The sequence below is a fragment of the Nocardiopsis halophila DSM 44494 genome (assembly GCF_000341245.1).
Lineage (GTDB): Bacteria > Actinomycetota > Actinomycetes > Streptosporangiales > Streptosporangiaceae > Nocardiopsis_A > Nocardiopsis_A halophila.
On sequence record NZ_ANAD01000019.1, the window covers coordinates 1 to 13,807 of the forward strand.

Below are 13,807 nucleotides of genomic sequence, written 5' to 3' on the forward strand. Positions count from 1 at the left end.
CCTGGAGGAGCCGAACACCTACGTCCTGCTCGAAGGCTTCGCCGACGCCGAGGCGGGCAAGGCGCACGTGGAGTCCGACCACTTCAAGGCCGGACTCGAGGCGATGTCCGGGGCGATCGCGGCGACGCCGAGCATCATCAACGTCGACGCCCCCGTGGACGGCTGGGGCGAGATGGCCGAGCTCTCCCCCAAGGAGTGACCCGGCTTCCCTGATGAGCCCGCCGACCGGCCCTCGGCACGGATCCGGTCGGCGGGCGCGGGCCGCTCAGCGTCCCGCGTCCGCCGCGCCCCCTGCGCGCGCGTTGCCGCCCAGCCCTTGGTGGTCCGGCGTCAGCGCGAACTCCACCACCTCCTGGGACAGGCTGCGCACACACGTCCTGCGCAGCTCCTCGCGCACCCGGCGGAGCGCGGCCCGGCGCTCTTCGGGGGCGGCCTCCTCGATGTCGTCGAAGGCGGCCATCAGCCGCCGGCTCACCTGCGGCTGGCCCCCGCTGTTCACCACGAGCTCGGTGAAGGCCAGATCGACCAGAGGCTCCCACTGCGGGAGCGGGATCGCCACGCGTGCGGTCCCCTTGCGGTCGCGCAGGGTCCGCTCCCCCTGAGGGACCACGGCGAACGCCTCCACCAGGAGCTGGAGCCGGTCGATGCACTGGACCGCCGTCGTGGGGTCGTTGATCCCCGGTGAGAGCGCGCGGACCCCGATGTCGGCCAGCTGGCGCAGACCGAAGGCGGGGTCCTGGAACGTCGACCGCTCGGCCCCGGTGCGCACCGCCTTGGCCGCCCGGTCCAGCCTGCGGGGCTCCCGGGAGGCGTGCACCTCCAGGACCGGGGTGCCCGGCGCCACATAGTCGCCGATGTCGGGGACCACCCGGACGAAGGCGTCGTTGCGGGCGGCCCAGCGCATCAGGCGCGCGGTGTCGATACGGACGAGGACGCCAGAATCGGCACGCGACCGGACGACGGTGCAGGACTCTCCCAGCGGGGCCACCTTCGACCGCCTGGGCACGGGGTCGGTGGCCCGCGGCAGCGCGCGGATCTGCCTCAGCGTCTCGCGGCCCACACGGTCCAGGACCGTCGTCGGACGCATCAGCTTGACCGTGCCGTCCACGAAGTACACGAACGCCACCAGGCTCGCCCCGACCAGCAGCAGCGCCGCGGCGGTGGAGAACACCGGCAGGAAGGGCACGTCGCCCTCATCGTCCCCGAGCAGGCCCCCGGCGTAGCGGACCAGCAGCGTGAAGACGAAGGTGCCCAGGAAGACCGCCAGCGTCACCTTGGCGGTCCAGCCCCGGGTGAACAGGTACATGACCCGCGGACTGAGCTGGCCGGAGGCCATCTGCAGGGCGACCAGGGTGATGCTGAAGACCACGCCCAGCACGGTGAGGGTCGCCGGGCCCGCCGTCTGCAGCACCGCGTTGCCGCTCTCGACCAGGGACTCCAGTGCCGAGCGCAGCTCCTCCAGGTCGGCGCTGCCCGCCAGGAACCAGGTCACCACCTGGTCGATCAGCACGGTCAGCGCGGCCAGCGGCAGGGCGGCGGCCATGCCCAGCAGCGGAACGAGCACGAAGGACTCGCGGATCCGCTCGCCGCGCTCGCGCCCCGCCGGATCGCGCACACGTCCGCCGCTCCCGGGCACCGCAGCCTCCCCGCCCGATCGGTGACGCCGTCACGCTACCTCCGCGAGCTGCGAGGACACCGGATCCGGGGCCGGACGGGCGTGCCGCCCAGAGGACGCGGCGGGCTGCAAGGATGGAGGCCTGAAAAGATGGAGGAGCACCGAACGCCGCGGACCCCGGCCCCGGACGGGGCCGGCGCGGCGGTCGGGGCCGACAGGACCGCCTGGCCACGAGCACGGATCGAGGAGAGCACGATGGGGCGCCGCGTCGTCTTCGCCGCATCGGCGGTCGCCGCGGGCGTGCTCTACTCCTCGTTCTGGTGGGAGGCGGCCCTTCCCACCGGCCTGGACCCCGGGACGGCCTATGTGAGCGAGCTCTTCGCCCGCGACCAGCCCTTCCGCCCGCTGTTCGCCTCCGCCGAGGCGGCCGCCGGGCTGCTCGCGGCCGCCGCCGGCGCCGTGGGAGCGCTCGCCTGGGCGGCGGGGCGGGACCGGCGGCGCGCCGGGCGCGGGCTCCTCGGCGCGGCCGGGTGGGCGGCGCTGGTGCTGTTCGGGCTGCTGACGGCCGCCGACGCCCTGGTGCCCATGGACTGCGCGGTGACGGCGGACCCGGCGTGCGCGCTCGCCGAGGCCGAGGGGCGGCTGTCGGCGGCGCACACGGTCCACACGGTGACCAGCAGCGCCGCCGTCGCGGCCGGCCTGGCGGCGATGGCCGCGCTGGCCGCGGCGCTGCCGCGCCGCGCCCGGCGGCCGGGCCGTCTGCGAGCCGTGCTCGCCGTGCCCGCCGCCGCCCAGCTCGCGGCCACGGGCGTGCTCCTGTGGCTCATCGCCGCGGGCGCGGACGTCGGAGCGGCCCAGCGCGTGCAGGTCTCGGTGTTCTCCGTCTGGCTGATCGCACTGGGGGTGGCCCATGGCCCTGACGACTGACACCGTCGTCTGCGTTCCGGGCCTGGGCGGCGCCGCCTTCGACTGGGACGGCGTCGTCCGGCTCCTGCACGACGACTACGCGCTGGTGCGCTACGAGCGCAACGGCCTGCACCCGACCCTGCGCGGCGAGGCCGACCGTCTGGCGGAGGCCGCGCGCGGGCGGCCCGTGGTGGTGGCCGCCCACTCGGTGGCGGCCTTCCACGCCGAGGCGTTCGCGCGCCTGTACCCGGACCTGGTGTGCGGGCTGGTCCTCGTCGACCCGAGCGGCGAGCCGCGGCCGCCGCGCCCGTCCCGCGCCAAGGAGGCCCTGGTGCGCGCGGCCGGCCGGGTGCTGGCTCCGTTCGCCCCGCTGGTGGGCCCGTCGCTGCGCCGCGCGGTGGTGGGACGGCAGAGCGCCTCGGGGCGCGATGTGGGTCCCCGGGAGGAGATCCGCGAGCGCTACGGGGACCCGCGCACGCTGCGCGCGGCCGCCGCGGAGCTGGCCGCCTACGACCGGATGGCGGCCGACCTGGCGGCGCTGCGGCGTGCGAGGCCGTTCCCCGACGTCGGGCTGACCGTGCTCAGCGCGCCCGCCGCGCCGGAGTGGCGGGGGCGCCCGCNGGGCCGCCGCATCGAGGTGCGTCCGGCCGGCCACATGCTCCACGTGGACTTCCCCGAGGTGGTGGCCGAGGCCGCCGACGAGCTGGCCCAGGGTCTGGGCCGTGAGCGGAGCCTGGGCGGACGCTGAGGCCGGGCGGCGGACCCGCTCGCCCGACCGCGCCGACCTGCTGAGAACCTCAGATGTACCGCGCAGAAGCACTGTGCAGGAGAGGACTACTGGGCAGGAGCGCTTCGGACGTCGACGGGCCGCGCTCTCAGGGATCGATGGGGCGCACCGGCGGGAAGGCGATGGTGTCGCGGATCGTCCTGCCCGTCAGGGTGATGAGCAGGCGGTCGATGCCCATCCCCAGACCGCCCGCGGGCGGCATGCCGTACTCCATGGCCTGTAGGAAGTCCTCGTCCAGGCGCATCGCCTCGGGGTCGCCGCCCGCGGCCAGCAGGGACTGGGCGGTCAGCCGCTGGCGCTGTTCCACAGGGTCGTTCAGCTCGGTGTACCCGGTGCCCAGCTCCAGGCCGAACACGATCAGGTCCCACTTCTCGGTGAGGCGGGGATCGCCGCGGTGCCCCCGCGCCAGGGGCGAGGTCTCCGTCGGGTAGTCCCGTACGAACGTGGGGGCGACCAGTTCCTCCTCCACCAGCGCCTCGAACATCTCCTGTACGAGGCGCCCCTGACCCCATTCGGGGCGCGGCGCCACACCGTGCGCCTCGGCCAGGGTGCGCACGCGCTCCAAGGGCGTGTCGGTGGTGACCTCGTGTCCCACGGCCTCCGACACCGCGCCGTAGACCGTCACCTCCCTCCACGGCTCGGCCAGGTCGTACTCGATGCCGTCCCTCTCCACGACGGTGGTGCCCAGGGCCGCGCGCGCGGCGGAGACCACCAGTTCGCGGGTGAGCGCGGCGACGGTGTCGTAGTCGCCGTAGGGCTCATAGGCCTCGAGCATCGTGAACTCGGGGTTGTGCCGGGGGGACGTCCCCTCGTTGCGGAAGTTGCGGTTCAGCTCGAACACCTTGCCCGCGCCGCCCACCAGCAGCCGTTTGAGGTAGAGCTCAGGGGCGATGCGCAGGTACATGTCGGCGTCGACGGCGTTCATGTGCGTGACGAAGGGGCGGGCGGCGGCGCCTCCGTGCACGGGCTGGAGCATGGGCGTCTCCACCTCCAGGAAGCCGCGCTCGCGCAGGGCGTCGCGGACGGCGGCCACCGCGGCGCCGCGCATGCGCAGCATCCGCCGGGCCCCCGGGTCGACGATCAGGTCGAGGTGGCGGCGCCGCGCCCGCGCCGCGGCGTCCGGGGTGCGCGGCGGCGGCCGCAGGCACTTGGCGGTCATCGTCCAGGAGCGGGCGGCCACCGTCAGCTCCCCGGCGCGGGTGGCGACCACCTCGCCCTCCACGCCCACCTGGTCGCCCAGGTCCACCAGGCGCTTCCAGCCGCCGAAGTCCCCGGCGGCATCCCGGGCGAGCATCACCTGCACGTCGCCGGTGGCGTCCCGCAGCACGGCGAAGCCCACGCCGCCGTGGTCGCGCACCGCCACCACGCGCCCGGCGACGGCGGCCGCCCGGCCGGCGGCGGCGCCGGGCGCGAGCCCGGCGAACTCCGCTGCCAGCGCGGCGGCGGTGTCGGTGGGGACGAACCCGGCCGGGTAGGGGTCGCGGCCCTGCGCGCGCAGGGCGTCGAGCTTGGCGTGGCGCACCCGCTCCTGCTCGGTGAGGCGCCGGCGGGGCAGGCGCTCGGCCTCGGCCTCGCGCTCGACCCGGGCGATGCCCTCCAGGAGCGCCGGGGAGGGCCCCTTGGCCCGCGCCCGGGGTGCACGCAGGTCCGGCAGGAACCCCTCGGCGCGCGCGGCGGCGACGGCCACCGAGGCCAGGTCCCCCGGGCGGCGGTAGCAGACGTGGCGGGGGACCCATTCGGGCCGGTACTTGGCGTTGGCCTGGTACAGCGACTCCAGCTGCCAGAAGCGGGAGGCCAGGCTCAGCATCCGGTAGGCCGCCCGCAGCACGGGGCCGGCCCCGATGCGCGCGCCGCGCTCGAACACCCCGCGCAGCACGGCGAAGTTGAGCGACAGGCGCCGCACGCCCAGCGTTCCGGCGTCCTCGGCCAGGGCCGCCACCATGAACTCGTTGACGCCGTTCTCGGCGGCCGGGTCGCGGCGCATCAGGTCCAGCGACAGGCCGGACCTTCCCCAGGGCACGAAGCCGAGCATGCCCCGCAGCCGCCCGTCGGGCCCGAAGGCCTCCACCATGGCGCAGGCGCCGTCGCGGGGGTCGCCCAGGCGCCCCAGCGCCATGGAGAAGCCGCGCTCGGTCTCGCCGTCGCGCCACCGGTCGGCCAGTACGATCAGGTCGGCCATCTCGTCGGCGGGGATGTCCCGGCACCGGCGCACGCGCGCGGTGTACCCGGCACGGCGCACCCGCCGCACCGCCTGGCGCACCGGCCGCATTCCGCGCCCGTCCAGGGTGAAGGACTCCAGGTCCAGGACGGCTTCGTCGCCCAGTTCGAGCACGTTCAGGCCCTCACGGCCGTAGGCGGCCGCCGCGCGCTCACCGGCGCCGAGCACCCCGGGCGTCCAGGCGTGGGCACGGCAGCGCTCCAGCCAGGCGCGGATCGCCTCGGGCCAGGCGGCGGGGTCGCCGATGGGGTCCCCCGCGGCCAGGCAGACCGGCCCCACCCGGCGGTAGGCGATGGCGGCGCGGCCGCTCGGTGCCGTGGCGGTCTCCTTGTCGTCGCGCAGGGCGAAGTAGCCCAGTGAGTCGTGCTCGCCGTAGCGCGCCAGGAGGCGGCGGGCTTCGAGCTCCTGGTCGGCGGAGAGTCCGCCGCCGGCGCGCGCGGGCCGGAACAGGGCCCACACGGTGACGAGGAGCAGGCCGCTGCCGAGGACGCCCAGGAGGAGATCGACCCAGGCGGGCACGGAGACGCCCAGCGCCTCGCCGGTGATCCGCGGTCCGAAGACGGTCTGGAGCAGCGAATAGGCCACGTCCTGCCAGACCGGGCCGGCGGCGCCCGTGTCGTTCCCAGCGACGACCGTGCCGCCCAGTCCGACCAGGACGAGGAGGCAGGCGGTGAACACGGCCGCGGCGAGCTTGCGGTCGGCCGGGTCGGGCAGCGCGGGGAACTCGCGGCGGGCCGCGACCAGCCAGGCGATCTGGGCGACCACCAGGACCGACGGGACCGCCAGGAGGGCCACGACGTCCGGCCACCCGACCAGGCGGCGCTCGTCGGGGGTGAGGCTGAGCAGGATGACCAGGAACAGGGCGGTGCGCGCCAGCACCACGCCGAGGACGGCGAGCATGATGCGCCGCGCGGAGCGCTTGCGGCGGCGCAGGCCGACCGAGAGCAGCAGCATCAGCGCGGCGAACGGAAGGCTCGGCCACCACCCCAGCGCATAGACGACGCCGAACCGGTCGACCCGGACGAGCCAATCGTCGATCGAACCCGAGAACCAGGCCAGCAGCGAGAGCACCGCGACAATGCGCGCATACCAGCTGAAGAAGGCGGGAGCCGCCTTGATCATGTGTTCCCCCCTAGCGGCGCACGCCCCTTCCGCGCTGCGCACATCGGGAAACAGTAAACGAGTTGCGAGGCCGGAAACGCCCTCCCGTGCGGCGTGCGCCGGGAGCGGACGGGAACGCACGGAATTCCTGACCGGAGATTTCCCGTCCTTTTAAGGGCGTTTGACGTCGCACCTCACCGGATCCGCTGGTTCGGCAGAGGCGCGAAGCGCTGCGGCCCGGCCGCCCTCCCCTTCAGAAATTGCGCCTGAGGAGCCGCACGCTTTCGTCCACCGCGACTACCACCCCGGCCGGGCGCTGCGGTCGGACGGCAGGCTCAGCGGGGTCGTCGACGGGACGACGGCGTGCCGGGGGCCGCGTGCGATCGATCTGGCGCGCATGCGCCTCAACCTCGTGCAGGACTCCGGCCCCGAGACGGAGCGCGCGTTCCTGGACGCCTACCGCCGGATCACCGGGCAGGACGCGCACCACCAGCACGTCGGAGCCGGCCGGGACCATCGCGGGGGTGGCGCCGAAGGCCGGGCCGTGAGGGCCGTCGACGAGCCGGGCGGGAAATCCGACGATCGTGAGGAGGGCGAGGAGCGCGAACGTGCGCGTCAAGCCCTCCCGGGCGCCCGCGCGGCGGGTCGGCGGTTCGGAGGGTCGGAGGGTCGGCGGTGCCCCTGCCCCCTTGCCGACCTGCACCGCGGCACCGAACCGGCACGGGCCCGGCGGCGGGATGAACCGCCGGGCCGCCCCCGCCGTCCAAACACCGCACACCCGCGATGGGAGGCCTGCATGGGGGAGACGATCGCGATCCTGGCGATGGTGCTGCCGGTCCTCGGGATCCTGGCCGGTATGGCGGTCCAGCACCGACTGCGCATCCGCCCCCGCACGGAGGCGCTCGCCCGCGCCTCGGCGCAGGTGAACGAGGACGCCGCACGCGTCCACACGCTGGCCGGGTCACTGCGCCGTTCCGAGGAGCTCATCCGGTCCGGGTTCGCCGAGGCGGAGGCGCGGGAGGTGCTCGCCGGGGCCGAGGACCGGCTGCGCCGCGCGGACGAACTGCTCCGCGAGCGCGACCGGCTGGCCGACGAGGGCGGTCGGCCGGCCTGGCGGACCGGGGCCGAGGAGGCGGCCCGCGCGGCCCGGCGCTGGCAGGAGCTCCGGCGCGACGCCGAGGGCGTGCTCGCCGACCTGAGCGCGGCCGACGAGCGGTACGCGCGGGCCCTCGCCGCCTCCACCGCGCTCGACGACGGGATGCGCGAGGCCGAGCGGCTGGTCACCGAGGTGCGCTCCGCGGCGGAGGACGCGCGCTCGCGGGGCTATGCCGTCGACGGCGATGCGGCCGTCCTCGCCGCCGCGGGCGAGCGGCTACAGGAGGTCGGCGCGCTGGCGGCCGAAGGGCGCAGGATCGCCGGCTCCGATGCACTCGCCGCCCTGTCCTCGGAGCTGTCCGGCGCACGGTCGGCCCTGCGGGCGATCGGCGAGCGCGAATCGCAGGCGCGGCACCGCCTGCATGCGCCGACCGACGCCCGGCAGCGGAACGGCGTCCGCCGCTCGGCTGCCGTCGCCGCCCTGACGGAGCTGGAGTCCGGATACGCCGCCGCGCTACGGGAGGGAATGCACGCACACGTCGAGAGCGGCGAGCGGTCCGCCTCAGAAGTCGAGGAACGTCTGAGGGCCGCGCACGCGGCACTGGACGCACGCGATGTCCAGAGAGCGGAGGCGGCGCTCGACGCGGCGGAGCAAGCCGACCGGAGTGCGGAGGAGGAGTTCGCCGCCCCGGTGGAGCGGTTGGAGAAGGTTCGGGAGCTGAGCGCCGCCCTGCCCCGGAGACGGTCGGCGGCTCTGATCCGGCTGACGGAGATCGCCGAGCGCGCGCGTGGCGCCGAAGGGGGCGGCCACCTCTCTCCTGTCGTGCTGACCCTGCGGGCGCACGTCGAGGCCATGGATGTGCAGGCCGAGCGGCCGGACTGGCTGCGACTGGACGCCGCGCTCGCAGAGGCGGACGCGCTCGCCGACTCCCTCTCCGAGGCCTGCGATGCGGCCGTGAGCTCGGCCGCCGGGGCGCGCTCGGAGATCGTCCGCCTCGAACAGGCCCTGCGGCGGTCCGAAGAGGAGCGCGAGAGCGCCCAGCGGCTCCTGCTCCAGAAGCAGGGAAGCGTTCCGGCCCAACCGCGCGCCGCGTCCGGACCGCAGAGCGAGCTGGAGCGCGTACTGGTGCGGCTGAGGTTCCTCGACCAGGCGGCGGACCGCCACTCCCGGGCGGCGTCCGCCTTCCGCATCGATCCCGGCGCCGTGGCCCGCGCCGCCCGGGACCACGCGGCCGCCCTGTGGGCCGCAGGCCGCACGGACGAGGCGGCACGGGTGGCCGAGGAGGCCCGCGACCGCTACGCCGCATCGGCGGGCCAGGAGGCCGTCGCGGACCTGCGCACGGTGCTGTCCCTGATCGACACGGAACGCTCCACCGACCGGAGGTGAGACCGGCCCCGGACACGTACGCCCTTCGGAGGGCGCCGAACGACGGCGGCCCGAGTGGCGGCCCATGAACGGGTCGCGCCGCTGCGCGGACGCCGGGCGATGGCCTGAGCCCTCCAGGGGATCGGACGGGCACCCCCGGCCGGGCAGGCGTTCCACCACCCTGTAGCCGCTGAGGCCGGGGAGCATGATGTCGGGGACCACGGCGTCGTAGCACTCCCGCTCCGAGGCGGCCACCGCCCGTCCACCCCGTCCCCGGCGGTGTCGGCGCTGATGCCCTCGGCGGCGGGTCCGCGCCGCACCGTCTCGGCGATGCGGGCGTCGTCACCGATCAGCGGTATGCGCACGGCGGCATGCTGTGCGTGCCCTGTGCCGCCCCACGAGCCGTGGTCCCGCGCACGCCTCAGGCCTGCGGCTCGGCCCAGCTCAGGCCGTCGGCGGAGGGCACCAGCCCGCCCTCGACGAGCGGCGCCTCCTCCGTTCCGGGACCGGCGACCCCGCGGCGCTGGATGCTGTTCATCTCCTGCATCACCTCGCTCACCACGGGCGTGCCGAAGAGGTTGTTCATCCGCTCCCCGCTCCGGGTCTGCGCCGGTCCGGTGCGGGAGACGGCCTCGGCCAGGTCGGCCGAGGAGGAGGCGAACTTCTCCGCCACCGATCCGGCGTCCACCAGCGCGCGCTCACCGGAGAAGGCCCCGCCGACCAGGGTCGTGAAGGCCTCCATGGAGGTGAGGTTCTCGGCGCCGGTGACCTTGCGGGCCTTCCAGAAGTAGGAGTCCTCCTGCTGGTCCATGTCGTAGAAGGCCGAGAGGAACTCGTAGAAGACGGCGTACTCGCGCCGGTAGCGCGCCTCGAACTCGCCGAAGGCGCGGGCCTCGTCCATGCCGTCGGCCAGGACGGCGTTGACGGACCGGGCCGCCAGCAGGCCGCCGTAGGTCGCCAGGTGCACGCCGGTGGAGAAGACCGGGTCGATGAAGCACGCGGCGTCGCCGACCAGGGCCATGCCGGGGGCCCAGAAGCGGGAGTTGGCGTAGGAGTAGTCCTTGCGCACGCGGACCTCGCCGTAGGTCCCCTCGGTCACCCGGGTGGCCCCGGCCAGGTAGTCGCGCACGATGGCGCACCGGTCGATGGAGGCGAGCAGGGTGCCCTCGCGGTCGGCCTGGATGCGGGCGGCCTGGTCCCGGTGGAGCACGGCTCCGACGCTGGTGAGGGTGTCGCTGAGCGGGATGTACCAGAGCCACCCCTCGTCGAAGGCGGCGCACAGGATGTTGCCGCGGTCGGGGCCCGGGAGCCGTTCGCCGCCCTCGAAGTACCCGAAGACCGCGAGGTTGCGGAAGAACTCGGAGTAGTGGCGCTCGCCGCCGACGGCGCGGCTGAGGCGCCCGGTGTTGCCGGAGGCGTCCAGCACGTAGCGTGCGGAGATCTCGCGCTTGGCGCCGTCGGGGCCGGTGTAGCGCACGCCGGTCACCCGGTCGGCGGCGCGCACGGCCTCCAGGGCGGTGGACTCCTCGCGGACGTCCACCCCGTGGCGGGCGGCGTTCTTGAGCAGGATGTCGTCGAAGGTCATCCGGTCGACCTGGTAGGCGTAGGAGGTCGGCCCGGAGAGCTGCGGCGAGAGCGCGAACAGGAAGTTCCACGGCTCGGAGCCGGTGCCCCAGCGGAAGCTGCCGCCGCGCTTCAGCTGGAAGCCCGCGGCCTCGATGTCGTCGGACACCCCGAGCAGCCGGCACACCCCGTGCACGGTGGCCGGGAGCAGCGATTCGCCGATCTGGTAGCGCGGGAAGCGCTCGCGCTCCAGCAGGGCCACCCGGTGGCCCTGCTCGGCGATGAGGGTGGCGGCCGTGGAACCGGCGGGGCCGCCGCCGACCACGACGACGTCGAATTCCTCGACGGGCATGCTGGGTCCTCGTCTCATGGAGGGGTGTGGGGAAGCCACGCACGGACGGCGCACAGCGCACGGGGGCACGCACGACGGCGCCCATGCTTAAGGTAAACCTTACCTAAGTAGCGCCTCCAGTTTTGAAGGCGGGCCGCCCCGTGTCAAGACCCGGCCGCGGACTCCCGTCCCACCCGCGGCGCCGCCCTTCCCGTGACCGGGGCCCACCGGACGCGGACGGACGCGGGCGGCCTCGGAGGACCCCGCCACGGAGGCCTCCCGGCACCGGCCGGTTCACCAGGTCACCGGAAGCCGGTGCACCCCGTAGAAACCGGAGTCGACCGCCAGCGGGACCTCCTCGAGCGGAACCGCCGACCGGAGCCCGGGGAAGCGCCGGAACAGGGCCGCGTAACCGATCTGCAGTTCGGCCCGGGCCAAGTGCTGGCCGAGGCACAGATGGACGCCGTGCCCGAACGCCAGGTGCTTCCGCACCGGCCTGCCGAGGTCGAGTTCGTCCGGGCGGTCGTAGGCCTCCGGGTCCCGGTTCGCGACGGGCAGGGAGATCGTCACGTTCTCACCGGCACGGACGACCCGCCCCTCGACCTCGACGTCGACCACCGGCGTCCTGGGGACTCCGAACTGGAAAATGGTGAGGTACCTGAGGAGTTCCTCCGCCGCGTTCTCAGGGGCGCCTTGCCCCCTGATCAGGGCGTCGCGCTGTTCGGGGTGGTGGAGCAGGGCGAGGGACCCCAGGGACAGCATGCTGGACACCGTCTCGTGCCCGGCGGTGAACAGGAACACCCCGGTCCCGGTGATCTCCTCATCCGACAGGTCGCTCGCGACCAGCTCGCTCAGCAGGTCGTCGCCGGGGCGGCGCCGCTTGAGGCGGACCAGTTCCCCCAAGCGGCCGGTGAGCGCCCGCATGGCCTCCGCGCTCTCCTGAGCGCTCACCTCCAGACTGAACAGGGTGGCACTGTTGCGCTGCACCTCCGCGCGCTCAGAACGGGGGACACCGAGGATCTCGCAGATGACCAGGGACGGCACGGGCAGGGCGAACCCCGCCACCAGGTCGGCCGGTGGACCGGCACGCGCCATCGCGTCGAGGTGCTCGTCGGCGACGCGCCCGATCCACGGGCGAAGCGTGTCGACCCGGCGGGCGGTGAACCGGCCGGCCAGCAGCCTCCGGTAGCGGGCGTGCTCCGGCGGATCCATGTCGACGAACCATCCCGGCAGCGCGGGCCTGCCCAGGAAGACATCCGCCCCCGGCCGGGGAACGGGGACCCGCTTGTGCTCGGAACGCGCACTGAAACGGGGATCGGCCAGCAGCGCCCGCCCTAGGGCGTGGCCGGTGACGAGCCAGCCGAGATGCCCGTCGGGGTAGACGAGCCGGCGCAGCGCCGCCGCACGCCCCGCGGCGAGCAGCCCGGGCGGCGGGTCGAAGGGGCCGTCCCTGCGGGTCGGAAGCGCCATCGCCTCCGGCCCGCAGGAGCGCCAACGGGCAGGCGCGCCCTCCCCTGCGGCGCTGCCCCTCGCGTCGTCGTTCATGTTCCTCCCCTCCATCCCTCCATCTCCCCGTCCCGGTCGGCTCAGGGAGCTCTGGCGGCGCCCCGGCCGCCGGTCACCGGCGTGCGGCGCACTCCACGACCGCGTTGGCCCCCGCGGCGTGGACCGCGACGGCCGCGAGGCCGGCGCTCGCGGCGAGCTCGCCGATCTCGTCGCGGTCGCGCTCCCGCCCGCCGAAATAGGCGGCCATCCGCAGGTCCGCCTCGGTGCTCGGCGCCCGGCCGTCGGGACCGAGCTTCTCGATGACGAAGACCCGGCCCCGCGCGCCCGCCGCCTCCGCGCAGCGCCGAAGGATCGCCCGTGCGTCGCCGTCCCCCCAGTTGTGGAGGACGGCCGACAGCAGGTACCCGCCGGCCCCCGCCGGCAGCGGTTCGAAGAAGCTTCCGGCCACCGCCTCGCCCCGGTCCCGCAACCCGGCCGCGGCCAGCCCCCGGCGCGCCTCTTCAACGCCGCCGGGCAGGTCCACGACGGCGCCCCGCAGCCCCGGGTACGCACGGAGCAGCGCGATGAGCAGCGTCGCGTTCCCGCCGCCGACGTCGACGACACGCCCCAGGGAGCCCCAGTCGTACGCGGAGACGATGGCGGGGGCGTCCTGCCCCACCGCCGTTCCCATCCGGTGGTGGAAGGAGGCCGCCAGCGCCGGGTCCGCGTCCAGATGCCTCCAGAACGGCCGACCGTGGTAGCGGTCGAACGCCGGACCGCCCGTCCGGACGGCGTGGAGCAGCTCCGTCAGGGACAGGTCGGCGCTCCCCTCCGCGCCTTCGAGGTCCAGCCTGGCCCGCGCCCCGGAGGGGTGGTCCGCGCGCAGCACCTCGCCGACCGGGGTCAGCGAGTAGCGCCCTTCCCCGTCCCGGTGCAGCACGCCCGCGGTGCACAGGTGGCGCAGCAGGCGGTCCAGCGTCCCGGTGTCGGCGCCGGCGGCCCGTGCGGCCTCGGCGGCGGTGAGGGCCCCTCCGCCGATGCGGTCGGCCAGGCGCAGGGTCGCCGCCACCCGGACCGCCATCGGTGTGGCCAGGCTCGCCAGAGCGTTCAGCTCGGCCTCGGCCCGTTCAGCGTTCACCGGCACCGCCCCCTCCGCGCCCTGAGGCCGCGTGGCGGACGAGCCCGGCGAGACGGGCGACCCCTTCGTCGATCCCCTCCGGGTCGAGGTAGCTGCAGGACAGGCGCAGTTCGTTCGCCCCGCCGCCGCCGATGTGGAACGGCGCCATCGGCGTCCACAGCACACCGAACTTCGACGCCGACAGCTCCAGCAGCTCCGCGCC

The 13,807-nt window shown here is 75.0% G+C and carries 9 protein-coding genes and 2 pseudogenes; 5 read left to right on the forward strand and 6 right to left on the reverse strand.

Annotated elements, in window-relative coordinates:
• The coding region (locus D450_RS0102400; protein ID WP_017537087.1) for a putative quinol monooxygenase at positions 1-199 on the forward strand (199 nt) is incomplete at its 5' end.
• Positions 200-265: 66 nt separating this feature from the next.
• Here D450_RS0102400 and D450_RS0102405 read toward each other — a convergent pair.
• Positions 266-1,615 carry a DUF2254 domain-containing protein gene (locus D450_RS0102405; RefSeq protein ID WP_017537088.1) on the reverse strand — a complete coding sequence of 450 codons (1,350 nt, stop codon included), beginning with the start codon at positions 1,613-1,615 and terminating at the stop codon, positions 266-268.
• Between the two features lie 150 nt (positions 1,616-1,765).
• Between D450_RS0102405 and D450_RS0102410 the strand changes: the two genes are divergently transcribed.
• Together D450_RS0102410 and D450_RS0102415 are read left to right on the forward strand one after the other, a co-directional pair.
• Positions 1,766-2,542 carry a DUF998 domain-containing protein gene (locus D450_RS0102410; protein WP_017537089.1) on the forward strand — a complete coding sequence of 259 codons (777 nt, stop codon included), beginning with the start codon at positions 1,766-1,768 and terminating at the stop codon, positions 2,540-2,542.
• Positions 2,526-3,269, forward strand: a complete 744-nt coding sequence (locus D450_RS0102415) for an alpha/beta fold hydrolase (RefSeq protein ID WP_026128340.1) — start codon at positions 2,526-2,528, stop codon at positions 3,267-3,269. The genes D450_RS0102410 and D450_RS0102415 overlap by 17 nt, the downstream gene beginning before the upstream one ends.
• A gap of 127 nt (positions 3,270-3,396) precedes the next feature.
• Here D450_RS0102415 and lysX read toward each other — a convergent pair whose 3' ends face one another.
• Positions 3,397-6,648, reverse strand: coding sequence for a bifunctional lysylphosphatidylglycerol synthetase/lysine--tRNA ligase LysX (lysX, locus tag D450_RS0102420; RefSeq protein WP_017537091.1), 3,252 nt, complete (start codon positions 6,646-6,648; stop codon positions 3,397-3,399).
• Positions 6,649-6,808: 160 nt separating this feature from the next.
• Here lysX and D450_RS35530 point away from each other — a divergent pair.
• Both D450_RS35530 and D450_RS0102430 read left to right on the forward strand, forming a co-directional pair.
• Positions 6,809-7,039, forward strand: a pseudogene (locus tag D450_RS35530) (phosphotransferase); the annotation flags it as partial.
• 384 nt (positions 7,040-7,423) lie between these two features.
• Positions 7,424-9,109, forward strand: coding sequence for a hypothetical protein (locus D450_RS0102430; RefSeq protein WP_017537093.1), 1,686 nt, complete (start codon positions 7,424-7,426; stop codon positions 9,107-9,109).
• A 400-nt stretch (positions 9,110-9,509) separates the two neighbouring features.
• On the opposite strand, the gene D450_RS0102435 is transcribed toward D450_RS0102430, so the two are convergent.
• The 4 genes and pseudogenes from D450_RS0102435 to D450_RS0102450 form a co-directional block, all read right to left on the reverse strand.
• On the reverse strand, positions 9,510-11,003 hold the full coding sequence (locus D450_RS0102435; RefSeq protein WP_017537094.1) for a tryptophan 7-halogenase: 1,494 nt from the start codon (positions 11,001-11,003) through the stop codon (positions 9,510-9,512).
• Positions 11,004-11,276: 273 nt separating this feature from the next.
• The gene (locus D450_RS0102440; RefSeq protein ID WP_017537095.1) at positions 11,277-12,452 is read right to left on the reverse strand and encodes a cytochrome P450; all 1,176 of its coding nucleotides are present in this window, start codon (positions 12,450-12,452) and stop codon (positions 11,277-11,279) included.
• Positions 12,453-12,600: 148 nt separating this feature from the next.
• Positions 12,601-13,611: a methyltransferase gene (locus tag D450_RS0102445; protein WP_017537096.1), complete on the reverse strand. Its 1,011-nt coding sequence runs from the start codon at positions 13,609-13,611 to the stop codon at positions 12,601-12,603.
• Positions 13,595-13,807 (reverse strand): annotated as a pseudogene (locus D450_RS0102450) (PLP-dependent aminotransferase family protein); the annotation flags it as partial. The gene D450_RS0102445 and the pseudogene D450_RS0102450, both read right to left, overlap by 17 nt.

Bases quoted from the DNA above. Each gene is read 5' to 3' on its own strand.
- D450_RS0102410 (WP_017537089.1), top strand. From the start codon at position 1,766: ATGGAGGAGCACCGAACGCCGCGGACCCCGGCCCCGGACGGGGCCGGC.
- lysX (WP_017537091.1), bottom strand. From the start codon at position 6,648: ATGATCAAGGCGGCTCCCGCCTTCTTCAGCTGGTATGCGCGCATTGTC.
- D450_RS0102430 (WP_017537093.1), top strand. From the start codon at position 7,424: ATGGGGGAGACGATCGCGATCCTGGCGATGGTGCTGCCGGTCCTCGGG.
- D450_RS0102435 (WP_017537094.1), bottom strand. From the start codon at position 11,003: ATGCCCGTCGAGGAATTCGACGTCGTCGTGGTCGGCGGCGGCCCCGCC.
- D450_RS0102440 (WP_017537095.1), bottom strand. From the start codon at position 12,452: ATGGCGCTTCCGACCCGCAGGGACGGCCCCTTCGACCCGCCGCCCGGG.